The organism is uncultured Alistipes sp., from assembly GCF_902388705.1.
GTDB lineage: Bacteria > Bacteroidota > Bacteroidia > Bacteroidales > Rikenellaceae > Alistipes.
Genome location: NZ_CABMQJ010000005.1, coordinates 1 through 16,697 on the forward strand (window position 1 = coordinate 1; position 16,697 = coordinate 16,697).

The following is a 16,697-nucleotide window of genomic DNA, read 5'->3' on the forward strand; positions in this document are numbered from 1 at the left end:
CGTTATAGGATACAGGCGACTACCGCTACCCCCTGCCAATACAATGCCTTTCATCATGTCGGGTGTTTAGAATTGTTTATGCCTCAATACTCCGGCGATACCATTCGTAAAGTTTGCGCACGCCCTCTTCGATTTCGATTTTGTGATGCCAGCCGAGGGTGTGGAGTTTCGTGACGTCGCACAGCTTGCGGGGCGTTCCGTCGGGTTTCGATGTGTCGAAACGCAGTTCACCGCCGTAGCCCACGGTCTTCACAATCAGGCGGGCCAAATCGCCGATGGCGATCTCTTTGCCTGTACCTATGTTGATGTGGCAGTTGCGCACCTCTTTGCCTTCGCCGCGCACATCCTTGAAATCGACGTGCTCCATGATGAAGACGCTTGCGTCGGCCATCTCTTCCGACCAGAGGAATTCGCGCAATGGTTTGCCCGTGCCCCACAGGGTCACCGTGTCGGCTGCGATGCCGTATTTGGCGAGCACGGCTGTTATCTGTTCCTGCGTGGCCGATCCGTTGGTGCCCTCTACCGGCCGGAGGTTCATGTCGGCCCGGACGGCGTCCCAGTTTCCTTGGCGCATGCAGTGCGAGAGGAACACTTTGCGAATCATGGCCGGCATGACGTGCGAGTTCTCCAGATGGAAATTGTCGTTGGGCCCGTACAGGTTCGTCGGCATCACGGCGATGTAGTTGGTACCGTACTGGAGATTGAAACTTTCACACATTTTCAGGCCAACGATTTTCGAGAGGGCATAGGGCTCGTTGGTATACTCCAGTTCGCCCGTCAGCAGGTATTCCTCCTTGATCGGCTGGGGACAGTCGCGCGGATAGATGCAGGTCGAGCCGAGTGCCAGCAGTTTTTTTACGTCGTGGCGGAATGCCTCGCCGATGACGTTCTGCTGTATCTGCAGGTTCTCGTAGATGAAATCCGCCCGATAAGTGTTGTTGGCCATGATGCCGCCCACGTGCGCCGCCGCGAGTATGACGTAGTCGGGCCGCTCTTCGTCGAAGAACCGCTTTACAGCCATGCAGTCCATCAGATCCAGTTCCCTGTGCGTGCGGCCGATTAGGTTCGTATAGCCTTTTGCGAGCAGGTTGTTCCAGATTGCGGAGCCGACCAGACCGCGGTGTCCGGCTACGTATATTTTTGCGGATTTTTCCATTTATGCCTCCAGTTTCGAACGAAGATAAAGTTTTTTCACGAATTTCATGTCGTGTTCCACCATGATTCTCACCAGTTCGGGGAACGACGTCTTGCGGGGATTCCATCCGAGCAGTGTCCGGGCCTTGGTCGGGTCGCCCAACAGCTGCTCCACTTCGGCGGGGCGGAAGTACTTCGGGTCGACCTCCACGAGCACCTTGCCGCTCTTCGCGTCGATGCCTTTCTCGTCTGCGCCTTCGCCCTCCCAACGGAGCGAGATGCCGACTTCGCTGAATGCCAGCGTCGTGAATTCGCGTACGGTATGATATTCGCCCGTGGCGATCACGAAGTCTTCCGGGGTGTCGTGCTGCAGGATTAGCCACATGCACTCCACGTAATCCCTGGCGTATCCCCAGTCGCGCAGCGAATTGAGGTTGCCCAGATAGAGTTTGTCCTGGAAGCCCTGTGCGATACGTGCTGCGGCCAGCGAGATTTTGCGTGTGACGAACGTTTCGCCGCGTCGCTCCGATTCGTGGTTGAACAGGATGCCGTTCACGGCATACATGCCGTACGATTCGCGGTAGTTCTTGGTAATCCAGAATCCGTATTGTTTCGCGACGCCGTAGGGGGAACGGGGATAGAACGGCGTGGTTTCCTTTTGGGGGACTTCCTGCACTTTGCCGAACAGTTCCGAGGTCGAAGCCTGGTAGATGCGGCATTTTTTCTCGAGCCCGAGGATGCGCACGGCCTCCAACAGGCGCAGCGTGCCCACGGCGTCGGCATCGGCCGTGTATTCGGGTACGTCGAACGACACCTTGACGTGCGACTGTGCCGCGAGGTTGTAGATTTCGTCCGGCTGCACGGTCTGGATGATGCGCACGAGCGACGACGAGTCGGTCATGTCGCCGTAGTGGAGGTTGATGAGGCGTTTCTGCTTCATGTCGCGTACCCATTCGTCGAGGTAGAGGTGCTCGATACGTCCGGTGTTGAACGACGACGAACGGCGGATGATGCCGTGGACTTCGTACCCTTTTTCCAATAAGAATTCCGCCAGGAACGATCCGTCCTGTCCCGTAATGCCGGTGATTAGTGCAATTTTAGCCATGATAATTTAGAAATTGTATTTTTCTTTTAGGATATTCCAGATGAATGCGGTGTTTCCGAGCAGGTAGCGCCGCCACATCCTGCGAGGCTCTTTCAACAGCCGGTACAGCCATTCGAAGCCGTGCTCCTGCCATGCGAGCGGGGCACGCCGTACCGTACCCGCATAAAAATCGAAAACGGCGCCGATGGTTCCGATATGGCAGTTCACCTTGAGTTCCGGCAGGTGCGTGTAGGCCCACTTCTCCTGCTTCGGGGCGGTCATGCCTATCCACAGCAAATCGGGCGCAGCCGCATTTACTGCGTCGATCATCGCACGGTTCTCGGCGTCGGAGAATTCCGCCTTGAAGGGCGGCGAGAGCGTTATTACCCGGATTGAGGGGTAATCCGCCGCGGCGCGCCTGCGAATCAGTTCCAGCACTTTTTCGCTGCTGCCGAGGAAGAAACAGGTGCCGCCTTTCGCGTTGAGTTTTTCCATTTCATAGGCGAAGAGATCGGCTCCGGCGATTCGTTCCAGGGACTCTTTTTTCAGGTATTTGACGGCTTTGACGATGCCCGCCCCGTCGGGTATCAGGACGCCGCCGTTGCACAAAGCCTCCGCGAATACGGGGTCTTTCCGGGCCGTATTGTAGGAGTGCGCGTTGATTGTGTTTATCAGAAGTTTCCCGTCGGGCAGGGCCGACAGGGCCTGCCGGCTGCCCAGCAGCCGGATTTCTCGCAGACGCAACATGTTACGATTAATCGTCAATAGGCATTTTCATCCTGCTTCAGCGCATTCAGCATCGTTTTGAATATGATGCGGATGTCGAGCAGCAGCGACCAGTTCTCAAGATACCAGATGTCGCGGCGCACACGGCCCTCCATCTGGCTCAACTCGTGGGTTTCGCCGCGGTAGCCGGTTACCTGCGCCCATCCGGTGATGCCGGGCTTAATCAGGTGGCGTACCATATATTTGTTGATGAGTTTCGAGTATTGTTCGGTGTGCTGGAGCATGTGCGGACGCGGCCCTACGAGGGACATGTCGCCTTTCAGCACGTTGATGAACTGGGGAAGTTCGTCGATGCTCGAGCGGCGCAGGAAATCGCCGAATTTGGTTTTGCGGGGATCGTCCTTGGTTGCCTGGAGCCTGTCCGCATCGTCGTTGACGCGCATCGACCGGAATTTGATGCAGCCGAATGTCTGCCCGTTTTCGCCGCTGCGCTCCTGTATGAAGAATACCGGCCCTTTCGAAGTCAGCTTGGTGCCGATGGCGACGAAGATATATACGAACGGGAATGCGGTGCAGAGGAATACGGACGAAACCACGATGTCGAACGCCCGTTTGATGAAACGGTTCGAGGCCTGTCGCAGCGGCTCCTCCCGGATGTAGAGAATCGGCACATTGCCCAACAGTTCGAGGTTCATCGCACGCTTCATGTAGTTGCGCAGGTTGGGTACGTAGAAGAAGCGGATAAAGTTGTTCTCGCAGAGATCCATGATGGGAAAGATTTCTTCTCCGTAGCGGTCGGTCGACAGGCAGCAGTATACCTCGTCGACCCGGTGGTCTTGCAGCCACGGCAGGGCGTCTTCCACGGTGCCGAGGCGCGGGGTGTCGGGCAGCGGACGATCCTCGTGGTTGCTGAAAAATCCGACTACGCGGTATCCCGTACTGGTGTTGTCCACCATTTCGTGGTATACCTCGAGCGCATTGTCCTTGCTGCCGATGATGACTACATGGCGCGTATTGCGGCCGTGCCCGCGGGTGATTTTCACCACGACGCGGCAGATGTAGCGCCACAGCATCAGCATGACCGTTAGCGCTATGTAGAATGTCCCTATCAGGTGCAGCGGCAGCAGGCCGTAGCTCCATACGGTCTGGATGAGCGTGTAGAATCCTAAATGGCAGAGTACGACGTAGAATACGCGGCGGATGATTTCCTCGTAGGGAACGATGCGTGATGAAAGCACTACGCCGAACCAGGAAAGGCCCGGTATGAAACAGATATTGAGGCAGGCGAATATCTCCAGCGAGTGGGCGATATAGGCGGGCTGCGGATACAGCGTGAGCGCGAATATCCAGGATAGATTCAGTATAAATAGATCTCCGATGATGACAGGAAGCTTTATGAGTAAAGACTCCTGCATGACTTGTTTCATATACCGAAAATTTAGAGGCGTTAATTTTCGTATTAACCGCGTTTGTTATTCGTTGATTTTCTCGATGAATTTTGACGGGACGTAAGCAGTCAGCGCCGTTGCCACATTGCCGATCGCCACGGCCACTTTGCTGTGCCCCTTGTGGCGGATGTACCGGCCTTCGATTCCGGCGAAGATTCCGTCCGTGACCCGGACTTTGTCGCCGCTTGTCAGGTCGACGTCCTGCGGTGACACGATTTCCACGTGTTCGTTCCGCGTGGCCACGACCGCCATGAAATCCTGCATCTGCCGTTCGGGAATCACCGTCGGCACCCGGGTTTCCCGGTCCATGATGTAGCGGATCGGCAGGGTAGTGTCGGCTTTGAGTTTTTTCAGGTTGTCCGCCGACGTGCGGATGAACAGCAGGTTGTGGACGAGCGGTTCCCAAACTTTGCGCCTTTTATTGCCGTACGTGCGTTCGGCGAAGTGCATCGGCACGTAGTTTTCGATGCCGATATTGTCCAGATGGCTTTTCACGAGCAGCTCCCGACTGTACGTGACGCGTATCGCGTACCATTGTTGTATCTTTTCCGTTGTTTCTGCCATGGGCATACCCTGGGGACACCTCCGCAAAAAAGGCGCGGTTGTTACTTGTCGAAATTGGATTTTGGTCACTCTCTCATGCGCATCCCTACGATAGGGCCTGCGCATCTTTTTCCCGTGAACGCAAAGATACGAAATTTTCCATATCCGCCAATCCGGCCGTTAGGCCCGGGTGCTCGTTTCCGTTTGCGCTGTAAACAATAAAGGACACAAAAAGGGCTGGACTTACCAGTTTTGCGCCTCTTTATGTCCTCGTGTTTTGCTCGTACGCACTAAACAGTGCATATTTTGCGTTTTTTTACGATGCAAATATAACTCTTTATTTTGAATCCCCAAACACGGCCTGCTGTTTTTCCGTCATGGAGGCGCGAAAATCGCCCGTAATTTCTTGTTTTCGGGGATTTTCCGGGCTGATTTGTGTCATGTGGCGGAAGCATTGTCCGTGTACGGGGCTTCCGTTGCCCGGAAAGAGGCGTTATTTGAACACGGTGAATTTTTCGTTCCATTGTGCCCGGAGCGTATCCCAGTAGAAGCGCCGCAAGGGCGTCCGCAGCGCGTAGCGCAGGCGCCAGCGGTTGTGCAGGGGGCCGCAAAATTTCCTGTACAGTTTGGCGAGCGGTTTGTCCGATACGGGGCCGGCGGTGAATACCTCCTGCATGAACCGTTCGAGCCGGGCGGCATCGTGTTCCGGCTCGGGAACGCCTGCCCCCAGATACCGGATTGCGGCGGCTGTCATCAGCGCTGCGAACCGCTCCATACGGCCGGCTGCCATTGCCGATTCGAATTGACGGTGGTCGACCTCGGGCCAGTGGCGCTCGAGGAAGCAGGCCCAGTCGCAGAGGTGTCTTAATACGATGCCCTCTTTCGGGAAATGTACGGCGGCATGGCGGATCAGAAAAATCGCATTGAAAGTCGCCGGCGGCGTTTCCATGCCGTTGCCCGCCTCGTGCGTGCCTTCCCGGTACAGCAGGCCGGTCAGTAGCGCGTTCAGTTCCTGCTCGGTGCGGTTGCGCTTGACGTTCAGAAGCGTTCGGTGGTTTTCGATTTGCACCCCCTGCCAGAGGTATTCCGAATGCTTCGGGACGTCGCTGTACAGTTGCGCTCCGATTTTCTGTAACACGCGGTCTGCTTGCTCCGCCTTCCCGAAAGAATAGATGTCGATGTCCCCGCATTCCCGGTGTGCCGGGATAGGGTAGTCCTCGCTCAAACCGACTCCTTTCAGCACCAGCATGCGGAGCCCGTTTTCTGCGAAGCGTGCCGCCAGCGCCGAGGCCGTTTGCCGCTGGCGGAGGTATCGTTTCTCCAGTTCATCGGCCGCCAACGCCCACCGGAGGCGCAATTCCCGGGGCGGCTGCCGGTCTGCGGGCAAACGCTGTACGCCGTCCCACGTAATGGCACATACGCCCTGGTTCACTGCTGTACGGTAGATGTGTTCCCACGATTCGGGGGAAACGGCCTCGCCTGTTGCCGGGGGAGGTGCGGTTTTCAGTCCGCAGCACAGCAGTTGCAGGAAATGTTGCGTGTCTTTGTCCAAAGGCATCGGTGTGTGGTGAATGGTTGAGCGTCGTGGGGCAAAGATACGGAATTTCTCCGAATAATCAATGCGTTCCGGATGCGAACGCCGTGTTTTCGTATGCGGGCCGGTTTGAATAGAAACAGAAAAAACGCCCTGTGGATAGGGCGTTTTGTGAGTTTTCCACTCTTTTTCCGTGATCCCGCTGGGGCTCGAACCCAGGACCCCAACATTAAAAGTGTTGTGCTCTACCAGCTGAGCTACGGAATCTCCGATACCAAGCAGGGGGTTTCCCGTTTTTGGTGGTGCAAATGTAGATAATATTTTTGTTTTACCAAAATAAAACGATATTTTTGTAGGCGTTATAGCGAAAAAATTAATTTAAACCCATATTACCTATGTGTAAAGCGTTAATTATCGGTGCCGGAGGCGTCGGAACGGTCGTCACCCAGAAAATCGCCGCCAATCCCGTCTTTACGGACGTGATGCTGGCCAGCCGTACCAAATCCAAATGCGATGCCGTGGCGGCGGTTATCGGCGGCAACCGCGTGAAGACCGCGCAGGTCGATGCCGACAACGTGTCCGAACTGTGCGAGCTGTTCCGTGCGTTCAAGCCCGACATCGTCGTCAATGTGGCGCTTCCTTACCAGGATCTGACCATTATGGACGCCTGCCTCGAGTGCGGCTGCAACTACCTCGATACGGCGAACTACGAGCCCAAGGACGAGGCGCATTTCGAATATTCGTGGCAGTGGGCCTATCAGGATCGCTTCAAGGCTGCCGGCCTTACGGCAATCCTCGGCTGCGGTTTCGACCCGGGCGTCACGGCTATTTTCACGGCTTACGCCGCCAAGCACCATTTCGACGAAATCCACTACCTCGACATCGTGGACTGCAATGCCGGCAATCACGGCATGGCTTTCGCCACGAATTTCAACCCCGAGATTAATATCCGTGAGGTGACGCAGAAAGGTCGTTATTTCGAAAACGGCGAGTGGGTGGTGACCGAACCGCACGAGATACACCGCTCGCTCAACTACCCGGGTATCGGCGAACGCGAGTCCTATGTAATCTACCACGAAGAGTTGGAGTCGCTCGTCAAGAATTATCCGACTATCAAGCGTGCGCGCTTCTGGATGACGTTCGGGCAGGAGTACCTCACGCACCTGCGCGTGATTCAGAATATCGGTATGGCCCGTATCGACCCGATTATCTACAATGGCGTCGAGATCGTTCCGATTCAGTTCCTCAAGGCCGTGCTTCCCGATCCCAAGTCGCTGGGTGCCAACTATCACGGCCAGACTTCCATCGGCTGCCGCATCCGCGGTATCAAGGACGGCAAGGAGCGTACTTACTATATTTATAATAACTGCGACCACGAGCAGGCTTTCAAGGAAACCGGCACGCAGGCTGTTAGCTTTACGACGGGCGTACCTGCCGCGTTGGGCGCATCGATGTGGGCCAAGGGGCTCTGGCGCGGCGCCGGGGTGTTCAATGTCGAAGAGTTCGATCCCGATCCGTTCCTGGCCGAACTGGGCGAGCAGGGGCTCCCGTGGCATGAACTGTTCGATGTGGACATCGAAGTCTGATTGGCAAACATCGGTTGCAAGTCTGAAAAGCGCAAACAGGGTAATCCTGTCTGCGCTTTTTTTGTGACAGCACGTATTTGTCTGTTTGTCTATTCGACGGTTTGCTGTTTGTTTCTGCGCCAGCTTACATGCCTGTTTTTTGTCCGTTTGCCGTCCGCTCCTGCGGTACTGTCGTTCTTCCCGTTCCGGCTTGACGCTGCGTCCGGCATGGTGCATGCCCTCTCTTCATCGCCGGAGCGGAAACGGCTGCGCTGGGTGTGTCGAGCTTTTTCCGGTTTCTCCGTTTCCTTTTCCGGCCCGGGCACTATTTTTCATTGTATTATGTGTATGATAAATGATACGTTTTTATTATCTTTGGGCCGTCAACAAACCCATTTGTATGCTATGAAAATGAAATGTATCCTATGTGCTGCTGGTGCGCTTGCGATGTGCACGGCGACCGCTTTCGCAGGATCTGCGAAAGAGAGTGAAAAAACGGAATTCAACCGGCATTGGTTCATGCAGTTGCAAGGCGGAGCCTCCTATACGTTGGGGGAGGGAAGTTTCGGCAAACTGGTGTCGCCTGCCGCGGCGTTTTCGGCCGGGTATCAGTTCTCGCCCGTGTGGGGCCTGCGCTTCGGTTTGAGCGGCTGGCAGAGCAAGGGGGCGTGGGTGTCCCCCGAAAACGTCTACCAATACAAGTACCTGCAGGGGAATGTCGAGGCAACGCTCGATTTAGCCAACCTGTTCGGACGTTTCAATCCCGTGCGTACTGTCAATCCCTACCTGTTCGCCGGTGTGGGCGTGAACGGGGCGTTCGATAACGACGAAGCCAATGCGCTGAACGACAAAGGGTATGCGTTGGGCAACATCTGGTCGGGCAGCAAGGCGTTCGTCGCCGGGCGTTTGGGCGCGGGTGTGAACTTCCGCCTCTCGGACTGTGTGCTGCTGGGTGTGGAGGTGAATACGAACATGCTCTCCGACAAGTATAATTCGAAAAAGGCGGGCAATCTCGACTGGCAGTTCAATGCGCTGGCCGGATTGACGTTCCGTTTCGGTAAAAACCATAAAAAGTCGCAGCCCGCTGCCGTCGTTGCGGCTCCGGTTCAGACGACACCCCCGGCTGAAAAGCCCCGGACACCGGCCGTGCAGGAGGCTGCTCCCGTTGCGGCTGAAAAGCCTGCCGTGGCCGAAAAACCCGCACCCCTGCGTGAGGATATTTTCTTCCGGATTGGTTCCGCACAGGTGCGCGACACGGAAAAGTCGAAAATTACGGCGCTGGTTGAATACCTGAAAGCCAACCCGGACGCGAACGTCGAAGTTACCGGTTATGCCGATGCCGCGACGGGTTCGAACGCCGTCAACCTGAAAATCTCCCGCCAGCGCGCCGAAAGCGTCGCTGCAGCCCTCAAAGCTGCGGGTATCGCCGCCGGGCGTATCCGTGTCGACGGCAAGGGCGATACCGTCCAGCCTTTCCCCGGGGTCGAGAAAAACCGCGTGAGCATCTGTATCGCAAAATAGTCCGGTGTCGGACTCGGGTATGCGGCGGCAGGATTCCTGCCGCCGCATTTTATTTGCCTTCGGCGTCGGACACGACGCATGCGGTGTCCCGCGTGTTTGTTTGCGCTATCCGCTCCTCTGTTATCCGTCCTGCGGTCCCACCTTCCGCCTTTACACCTTCGGCTTCGCCCGGTCGTTGAGTTTGGCGGAACGACGAATGCCTCCTGCCGGGTTTCCGTGCGGTAAGTATAAATACCTATTTCGTTGAAATTCCCGTTGTCTGCCGCGCGGTTTTAGCGTGGAAATTGCTATTTTTGCAACTGTTTTGAAAGTTTTCGCCGTGCGAAAACGGCATCCGGACTTTTCCGGAGTGTGCCGTACCGGGAAAACGACGGATGAAATCCAACTGAAAACACTTCGATGATTGACTTCTTGAAACTGCCTTCTCCGTGCTACGTCCTCGACGAGGCGTTGCTGGATCGTAACTTGGCGATAATCGACCGTGTACGCCGCGAATCGGGCGCCGAAATTATCGTTGCCCTGAAGGCTTGCGCCATGTGGAGCATTTTTCCCGAACTGGCGAAGCACTCCGACGGTGCGACGGCCAGTTCCGCCGCCGAGGCGAGGCTCGTTTTCGAGGAGTACGGCAAACCCGCCCACACATACGCTCCGGTCTATACCGACCGCAATATCGGGGAGATACTGCGTTGCAGCGACCACATCACGTTCAACTCCGTCGCACAGTTCGAGCGCTTCGGCCCGATGGCCCTGCTGCGCGGCATTTCATGCGGCCTGCGCATCAATCCGCAATATTCGCCCGTGGAAACCGACCTCTACAACCCCTGTGTTCCCGGCTCGCGCCTCGGCATTACGGCCGATGAGCTGAAAGAACTTCCGGACGGAGTCGAGGGATTGCATTTCCATGTGTTGTGCGAGTCGCGCCCGCACCACCTGAAACTGGCGCTGGAGGCTGTCGAGAAACATTTCGGGCAGTATCTCGACCGCATCAAATGGCTCAATATGGGCGGCGGGCACCTGATGACCCATGCCGAATACGATTGCGACGAGCTGATTGCCATCCTGCGGGATTTCCGTGCACGCCATCCGCACCTGCGCTTGATTCTCGAGCCGGGCAGCGCTTTCACCTGGCGCACGGGGTGCCTGGTGTCGACGGTCGAGGATATTGTCGAAAACAGCGGCGTGCATACGGCCATGCTCGATGTGTCGTTCGCCTGCCACATGCCCGACTGCCTCGAAATGCCCTACAAGCCCGCCATTGTCGGGGCGCACGAGCCCGCTGCAGGGGAAAAGCGCTGGCGCATGGGCGGTACGAGCTGCCTCGCGGGCGACTACTACGGCGACTGGGCTTTCGACCATGAACTGAAAGTGGGCGAGCGCATCGTTTTCGAAGATATGATTCACTATACGATGGTCAAAACCACGATGTTCAATGGCGTGGCGCATCCCGCGATCGTCATTGTGCGCCGCGACGGACGCGTGGACGTCGTCCGTGAGTTCGGCTACGAGGATTTCAGGAACCGCATGTCGTAAACAGTACAAACTAAGATAAATGAAAGATTTTACACCTACTCCCTACACGCTCGAGTGCGTTGCTACGGGCCGTGAATTCGAGGATGCGGGCTGGATGCTCGCCGATCCGCAGTGCAAGACCCCGTCGCTTATCCGTGCCAAATATGCCCGCAGGCAGCTCGAAGTGAAACCTGCCGAATACGGCCTTTACAAGTTCTGCGACTGGATGCCGGTGCGGCGTATCCTCAAAGGCTCCTCGGCTCCCGTGACCTACAAGAGCAAAGGGCTGGCCGCGCATCTCGGGCTGGAAAACCTCTGGATTACGTTCAACGGCTACTATCCGGCTATCGGCGCTACGATGTCGACCTGCTCGTTCAAGGAAACCGAAGCCTTTTCGGTTTGCGGCCGTGCCGCCGAACACGAAGAGAGGGTGCTCGTCGTGGCTTCGGCCGGCAATACGGCGCGCGCGTTCGCCAAGGTCTGCTCCGACAATAATATCAAACTGCTGTTGTCGGTTCCCTACGACAATATCGAGGCGCTGTGGTTCGAACATCCGCTGAATCCCTGCGTGAAACTCATTTCCTGCGATAAAGGCGGCGACTATTTCGATGCCATCCATTTGAGCGACATCGCCCTGAAAGGCCCCGGTTTTTATGCCGAGGGCGGCGCGAAGAATATTGCCCGCCGTGACGGCATGGCCTGCACGGTGCTTTCGGCCGTTACGACCATCGGCCGTATTCCCGATTACTATTTCCAGGCCGTGGGCAGCGGCACGGGCGCCATTGCCGCCTGGGAGGCCAACATGCGCCTGATTGAGGACGGCCGTTTCGGGTCGAATACCATGAAAATCATGGTGTCGCAGAATGCGCCTTTCGTGCCGATGTACGACGCATGGCAGGCCGATTCGCGCAAGATGCTGCCTTACGAGGACGACAAGGCGCGCCGCGATGCGGAGATTATCGACGCCAAGGTGCTCTCCAACCGCCGGCCCCCTTACGGTATCACCGGTGGCCTGTACGATGCGCTGAAAGCTACCGGCGGCGAGTTCTTCGTTGCGACGAACGCCATGGCCCGCAAGGCCCGCAAACTCTTCAAGGAGCTGGAAGGCGTGGATATCTACTCCGCGGCGGGCGTTGCGCTGGCGTCGCTTGTCAATGCGGTTGCCGCGGGCAAGGTCGAAAAGGACGCTACCGTCATGCTCAACATCACGGGCGGCGGCGAGGAGCATTTCAAGGAGGGCAAGGAGCTCTGGTACCTCAAACCCAGCCATGTCTTCCCGCTCGAACCCGATGTCGACGACGTGGTCGCCAAGGTCGAGGCCCTGTTCAACTGATTTTTCATATAATCCGGCTATCAGCCGGATTATTGTTTTATTGACGAGTTTTGAGCGGCCCGCACACTTGCCGGGCAACCTGCTTTGTCCGCAGTGATGAAATGTGCCGGCAGGGGGCGGTGTGGGACTATGCCGGCGCCTGCCCGAACATCCGTTTTACTTACGGTGCCTGATCATGCCGGATACCGTCCTGCTCCAATTTCCCGCACGGCTGTTTCCTGTGCCAGTGTCGGGATGAAACTCCGGAAACGCAGGGCGCCGGAAAAGAAAATGGCCGGAACCGCCGGAAAACTGCCGGAAAAATATACCTTTGCAGCGGTTTGGAAACAGGGCGTGCAGCCGGGCCCTCCCCGAACCGCTGATTTTTTTATTAACCCAACAAAATTCAAGATGAAAAACATCCGAACCAAGCAGACTCCCTGCTTCAGGCGTTGGAGCCGCAAAGGCTGGTCGGCCTTTGCGAGCCTGCACCGCCATGTGACCATCGGAGTCCTCGCCGTGACGATGTCGATTCTCTTGCTCGCGACGCACAGTGCGTCTGCGCACGATGCCGATACGGCCGCCATCCTCAAGACTTTGAGGATTGACGAGGTCGGCATATCGGGCAGCCAGTCTGCCCCGACGCGCAACGTACAATCGCAAACCCCGCTTTTCGACCGGAAAGCACAGGCCGCAGCGCCCGTCCAGACCCTGGAGTCCGCCCTGCGCCTCGTACCGTCGGTCGATATCCGCGAACGCGGGGGCAAGGGCATGCAGGCCGACATCTTCATCCGGGGAGGCTCTTTCGACCAAACCATGGTACTTCTCAACGGGATTGATTTTACGGACGCCCGCACCGGGCACCAGTCCCACTCGCTGCCCGTCGACATCGACTGCATTTCGGCGGTCGATTTGCTGGACGGCGTGCCGGGCGTCGGGGCTTTCGCCGGAGCGGTGAATATCCGCACGGCGCCACTCAAACCCACTTACCTGCGTTTCGAGGGGACGGGAGGACAGCACGGCTACGCCTATGCGAATCTTTCGGGCGCAGTGACCTCGGGACGCCTGTCCGTGTTGGCGGCGGGCTCCTACCGTCGCAGCGACGGCTACCGTCACAATACCGATTTCACCAACTACAACGCTTTCGTGCGTGCGGCCTACGATGCGCGCCGCGCCGGATACTTCGACCTGCAGGCAGGTTATCAGGATCGGGCGTTCGGCTCCAACGGATTTTATGCCGCCTACAATCCCGATCAGTGGGAGGGCACATCCACGGCTTTGGCGTCGCTGCGGTGGCTGAAAGATACCGGACGCTTTTCGTTCGGCGCCGCAGCGAGTTACCGCAAGAACTTCGACCGCTACGACTGGACGCGCGGCACCGCCATGAACCGCCACAATACCGACAATGCCGGCGCGAAACTGTGGGTCGACTGCGGCTGGCTTGCGGGTACGACTTCGCTCGGCGGCGATTACGCTTTCAACCACATTTACAGCACCAACCTCGGCGAAGCGCTTTCGAAACCGCACGGACACTATACGCATGCCAAGGCCCGCCATACGGGCAACCTCTGGCTGCGCCACGCCAAACGGTGGCGGCGGTTCGATGCTGCGGTTTCCGCCGGGGGCAGCTTCACGCCCTACGGCACTTCGGCGCTGTGGAGCATCGCGGGCGGTTACGAACCCCTCGCCGGGCTGCACCTCGGAGCCGGGGTGTTTCAGTCCATGCGCCTGCCGACTTTCACCGACCTCTATTACTCCTCCCCGGCACAGGTCAACAACCTCGACCTGACGCCGGAAAAGGCCGTCACCTACCGTATCGGCGCAGATTATGCGAAAGGCCGCTGGAGCGCCTCGCTGCAAACCTACTACCGTGCCGGACGCGACATCATCGACTGGGTGTGGCGCGAGGATATGGACGGTAAATGGCATTCCGAGCAGGCCAGCCGCCTCGACACCTACGGCGTCGAGCTTTCGGGCGGTTATGTGGCTCCCGAGGGTTTCCTGCGGAGCGTGACCATGTCGTACGGTTATATTTCCACCGACCGCAATACGGATATCGTCGCCAAAAGCGCCATGGATTTCATGCGCCATAAGGCGTCGCTGGCCGTCGGGGTGCATTTCCTGCGCAGGATGTCGCTGGTACTGACCGCTTCGGTTTACGACCGCAACGGCAGCTATACCCACTATCCGGTTCCGGGCGATGCATCCGTTTCCCGGATTCGCGACTACGAGCCCTATTTCCTGCTCGACGGCCGGCTCCAGTGGGAAAAAGGCGTCTGCCGCCTCTACCTCGATGCGACGAACATCACCGATTCGCGTTACTGCGACCTGGGCGGCATCCGCCTGCCCGGGGCGTGGGTTACGGGCGGCGTCGTGCTGACCATCGGCCGTTAGGCGATTCCTTTTTTATCCGGTTGCAACTCCGGCCCGGCGTCAGATGCGCCGGGCTTTTTTGGTCGTATGGGACTTCCCGGAGTGGCTTTCACTCTTCTGATCCTGCCGAAATCTCCCGAATCCTGTTATTTCAAAATAAGAAAGGCCTTTTTTCGTTACGGATTTACACGATTTATTTCGGAAAATTGTTATATTTGAAGCATAAGAAATCAAATCAGCATAACTATATGGAGAAAAGAATCGTGGAATGCGTTCCTAATTTCAGCGAGGGGCGCGACAAGGCGGTAATCCGGCAAATCACATCGGCCATCGAATCCTCTGGGGGCGTCAAATTGCTGGACGTCGATCCCGGCGAGGCGACCAACCGCACCGTCGTTACGTTCGTCGGCTCGCCCGAGGCTGTCGTCGAAGCGGCTTTCGCCGGTGTGAAGAAAGCTGCCGAAGTGATCGACATGCGCCGGCACAAGGGTGCGCATCCCCGCATGGGCGCTACCGACGTGCTGCCCCTGATTCCGATTTCCGGCATCACGCTCGAAGAGTGCGCCGCACTGGCCCGCAAACTGGCCGAACGTATTGCTGCGGAGCTTCGCATCCCGACCTACTGTTACGAAGCTGCGGCCCGTACACCCGAACGGCGCAACCTCGCGGTTTGCCGTGCGGGCGAATACGAGGCGCTGCCCGACAAACTGGCGCACGGAGATACGGCGCCCGATTTCGGTGCACGGCCGTTCGACGAGGGGGTTGCCCGCACGGGTGCCACGGTCGTCGGGGCGCGCGACTTCCTGATTGCCGTGAACTTCAACCTCAATACCACCTCCACGCGCCGCGCCAACGCCATTGCGTTCGACGTACGCGAGAAAGGACGCCCTGTCCGCGAGGGCAATCCGATTACGGGCAAGGTGGTGAAAGACGCCGACGGAAATCCTGTCATGCAGCCCGGTACGCTCCGTGCTACGAAAGCCATCGGGTGGTTTATCGAGGAGTACGGCATTGCGCAGGTTTCGATGAACATTACCGACATTGCCACGACGCCACTCCATGTCGCTTTCGACGAGGTGTGCCGCAAGGCCGATGCCCGCGGCGTGCGCGTGACGGGTACCGAAATCGTGGGTCTCGTACCGAAACGCGCCCTGGTGGAGGCGGGCAAGTATTTTCTCCGCAAGCAGCGCCGATCGACGGGTATCGCCGAACAGGAAATCGTCCGCATCGCCGTCAAATCGATGGGGCTGGACGATTTGAAACCGTTCGATCCCGCAGAAAAGGTAATCGAATACCTGCTTGAAGCGGAGGATAAGCAAAAGCGCCTTATCGATATGACATGCAAGGGATTCGCCGAAGAAACGGCGAGCGAATCTCCTGCGCCGGGCGGCGGTTCGATTGCAGCCTATATGGGGGCGCTGGGGGCTGCCCTCGGCACGATGGTCGCCAACCTCTCGTCGCACAAGGCGGGATGGGACGACCGCTGGGAGGAGTTCTCCGACTGGGCCGACAAAGGGCAGGCATTGCTTGCCGAATTGCTGCACCTCGTGGACGAGGATACGGCGGCGTTCAACCGCATCATGGATGTCTTCGCCATGCCCAAGTCGACCGACGAGGAGAAGGCGGCCCGCAGCGCCGCTTTGCAGGAGGCTACGCGCTATGCCACGCAGGTGCCCCTGCGGACGATGAAAACCGCGTTCAGGGTCTTCGAAATCGTGCGTGCCATGGCCGCCGGAGGCAATCCCAATTCGGTTTCCGACGCAGGCGTGGGGGCATTGGCCGCCCGCAGCGCCGTGTTGGGTGCCGCCCTTAACGTCCGCATCAACGCCGCGGGACTGAAAGACCGCGCCGTAGCCGAGGCGCTGGTCGCCGAGGCCGATGCGATTGCGGCCGACGCCGAATGCGCCGAACGGGAGGTGCTGAACATCGTGGAAAGTAAAATTTAAGC

The 16,697-nt window shown here is 57.8% G+C and carries 13 protein-coding genes and 1 tRNA gene; 6 read left to right on the forward strand and 8 right to left on the reverse strand.

Annotated features, from left to right (window positions below):
- The 8 genes from QZT71_RS12495 to QZT71_RS02810 all read right to left on the reverse strand — a co-directional run.
- The coding region (locus QZT71_RS12495) for a sugar phosphate nucleotidyltransferase (RefSeq protein ID WP_367112540.1) at positions 1-57 on the reverse strand (57 nt) is incomplete at its 3' end.
- A 19-nt stretch (positions 58-76) separates the two neighbouring features.
- Positions 77-1,156, reverse strand: coding sequence for a GDP-L-fucose synthase (locus QZT71_RS02780; protein WP_295912146.1), 1,080 nt, complete (start codon positions 1,154-1,156; stop codon positions 77-79).
- Positions 1,157-2,239, reverse strand: coding sequence for a GDP-mannose 4,6-dehydratase (gmd, locus tag QZT71_RS02785; RefSeq protein ID WP_295912149.1), 1,083 nt, complete (start codon positions 2,237-2,239; stop codon positions 1,157-1,159). It abuts the gene before it with no gap.
- Positions 2,240-2,245: 6 nt separating this feature from the next.
- Positions 2,246-2,965, reverse strand: a complete 720-nt coding sequence (locus QZT71_RS02790) for a WecB/TagA/CpsF family glycosyltransferase (protein WP_295912151.1) — start codon at positions 2,963-2,965, stop codon at positions 2,246-2,248.
- A 14-nt stretch (positions 2,966-2,979) separates the two neighbouring features.
- Positions 2,980-4,371 carry an undecaprenyl-phosphate glucose phosphotransferase gene (locus QZT71_RS02795; protein WP_295912153.1) on the reverse strand — a complete coding sequence of 464 codons (1,392 nt, stop codon included), beginning with the start codon at positions 4,369-4,371 and terminating at the stop codon, positions 2,980-2,982.
- Between the two features lie 45 nt (positions 4,372-4,416).
- Positions 4,417-4,956: a UpxY family transcription antiterminator gene (locus tag QZT71_RS02800; RefSeq protein WP_295912156.1), complete on the reverse strand. Its 540-nt coding sequence runs from the start codon at positions 4,954-4,956 to the stop codon at positions 4,417-4,419.
- Positions 4,957-5,428: 472 nt separating this feature from the next.
- A complete protein-coding gene (locus QZT71_RS02805; RefSeq protein WP_295912159.1) occupies positions 5,429-6,493 on the reverse strand; it encodes a nucleotidyltransferase family protein in 1,065 nt (354 codons plus the stop codon).
- 170 nt (positions 6,494-6,663) lie between these two features.
- A tRNA-Lys gene (locus tag QZT71_RS02810) sits at positions 6,664-6,736 on the reverse strand.
- Positions 6,737-6,864: 128 nt separating this feature from the next.
- Here QZT71_RS02810 and QZT71_RS02815 point away from each other — a divergent pair.
- From QZT71_RS02815 to ftcD, 6 genes are all read left to right on the forward strand, one after another.
- On the forward strand, positions 6,865-8,055 hold the full coding sequence (locus tag QZT71_RS02815; RefSeq protein WP_295912162.1) for a saccharopine dehydrogenase family protein: 1,191 nt from the start codon (positions 6,865-6,867) through the stop codon (positions 8,053-8,055).
- Between the two features lie 384 nt (positions 8,056-8,439).
- Positions 8,440-9,555, forward strand: a complete 1,116-nt coding sequence (locus QZT71_RS02820) for an OmpA family protein (protein WP_295912164.1) — start codon at positions 8,440-8,442, stop codon at positions 9,553-9,555.
- Between the two features lie 399 nt (positions 9,556-9,954).
- Complete coding sequence (gene nspC, locus QZT71_RS02825; RefSeq protein WP_295912167.1) at positions 9,955-11,085, forward strand: carboxynorspermidine decarboxylase; 1,131 nt, start codon at positions 9,955-9,957, stop codon at positions 11,083-11,085.
- Between the two features lie 19 nt (positions 11,086-11,104).
- The gene (locus QZT71_RS02830; RefSeq protein WP_295912170.1) at positions 11,105-12,397 is read left to right on the forward strand and encodes a cysteate synthase; all 1,293 of its coding nucleotides are present in this window, start codon (positions 11,105-11,107) and stop codon (positions 12,395-12,397) included.
- A gap of 390 nt (positions 12,398-12,787) precedes the next feature.
- Positions 12,788-14,770 carry a TonB-dependent receptor gene (locus QZT71_RS02835; RefSeq protein ID WP_295912173.1) on the forward strand — a complete coding sequence of 661 codons (1,983 nt, stop codon included), beginning with the start codon at positions 12,788-12,790 and terminating at the stop codon, positions 14,768-14,770.
- 227 nt (positions 14,771-14,997) lie between these two features.
- Positions 14,998-16,695, forward strand: a complete 1,698-nt coding sequence (gene ftcD, locus QZT71_RS02840) for a glutamate formimidoyltransferase (protein WP_295912176.1) — start codon at positions 14,998-15,000, stop codon at positions 16,693-16,695.
- Positions 16,696-16,697 lie beyond the last annotated feature (2 nt).

Excerpts from the sequence above, each read along its gene's own strand:
- QZT71_RS02780 (WP_295912146.1), bottom strand. The coding sequence starts at position 1,156 with ATGGAAAAATCCGCAAAAATATACGTAGCCGGACACCGCGGTCTGGTC.
- gmd (WP_295912149.1), bottom strand. The coding sequence starts at position 2,239 with ATGGCTAAAATTGCACTAATCACCGGCATTACGGGACAGGACGGATCG.
- QZT71_RS02790 (WP_295912151.1), bottom strand. The coding sequence starts at position 2,965 with ATGTTGCGTCTGCGAGAAATCCGGCTGCTGGGCAGCCGGCAGGCCCTG.
- QZT71_RS02795 (WP_295912153.1), bottom strand. The coding sequence starts at position 4,371 with ATGAAACAAGTCATGCAGGAGTCTTTACTCATAAAGCTTCCTGTCATC.
- QZT71_RS02800 (WP_295912156.1), bottom strand. The coding sequence starts at position 4,956 with ATGGCAGAAACAACGGAAAAGATACAACAATGGTACGCGATACGCGTC.
- QZT71_RS02805 (WP_295912159.1), bottom strand. The coding sequence starts at position 6,493 with ATGCCTTTGGACAAAGACACGCAACATTTCCTGCAACTGCTGTGCTGC.
- QZT71_RS02815 (WP_295912162.1), top strand. The coding sequence starts at position 6,865 with ATGTGTAAAGCGTTAATTATCGGTGCCGGAGGCGTCGGAACGGTCGTC.
- QZT71_RS02820 (WP_295912164.1), top strand. The coding sequence starts at position 8,440 with ATGAAAATGAAATGTATCCTATGTGCTGCTGGTGCGCTTGCGATGTGC.
- nspC (WP_295912167.1), top strand. The coding sequence starts at position 9,955 with ATGATTGACTTCTTGAAACTGCCTTCTCCGTGCTACGTCCTCGACGAG.
- QZT71_RS02830 (WP_295912170.1), top strand. The coding sequence starts at position 11,105 with ATGAAAGATTTTACACCTACTCCCTACACGCTCGAGTGCGTTGCTACG.
- QZT71_RS02835 (WP_295912173.1), top strand. The coding sequence starts at position 12,788 with ATGAAAAACATCCGAACCAAGCAGACTCCCTGCTTCAGGCGTTGGAGC.
- ftcD (WP_295912176.1), top strand. The coding sequence starts at position 14,998 with ATGGAGAAAAGAATCGTGGAATGCGTTCCTAATTTCAGCGAGGGGCGC.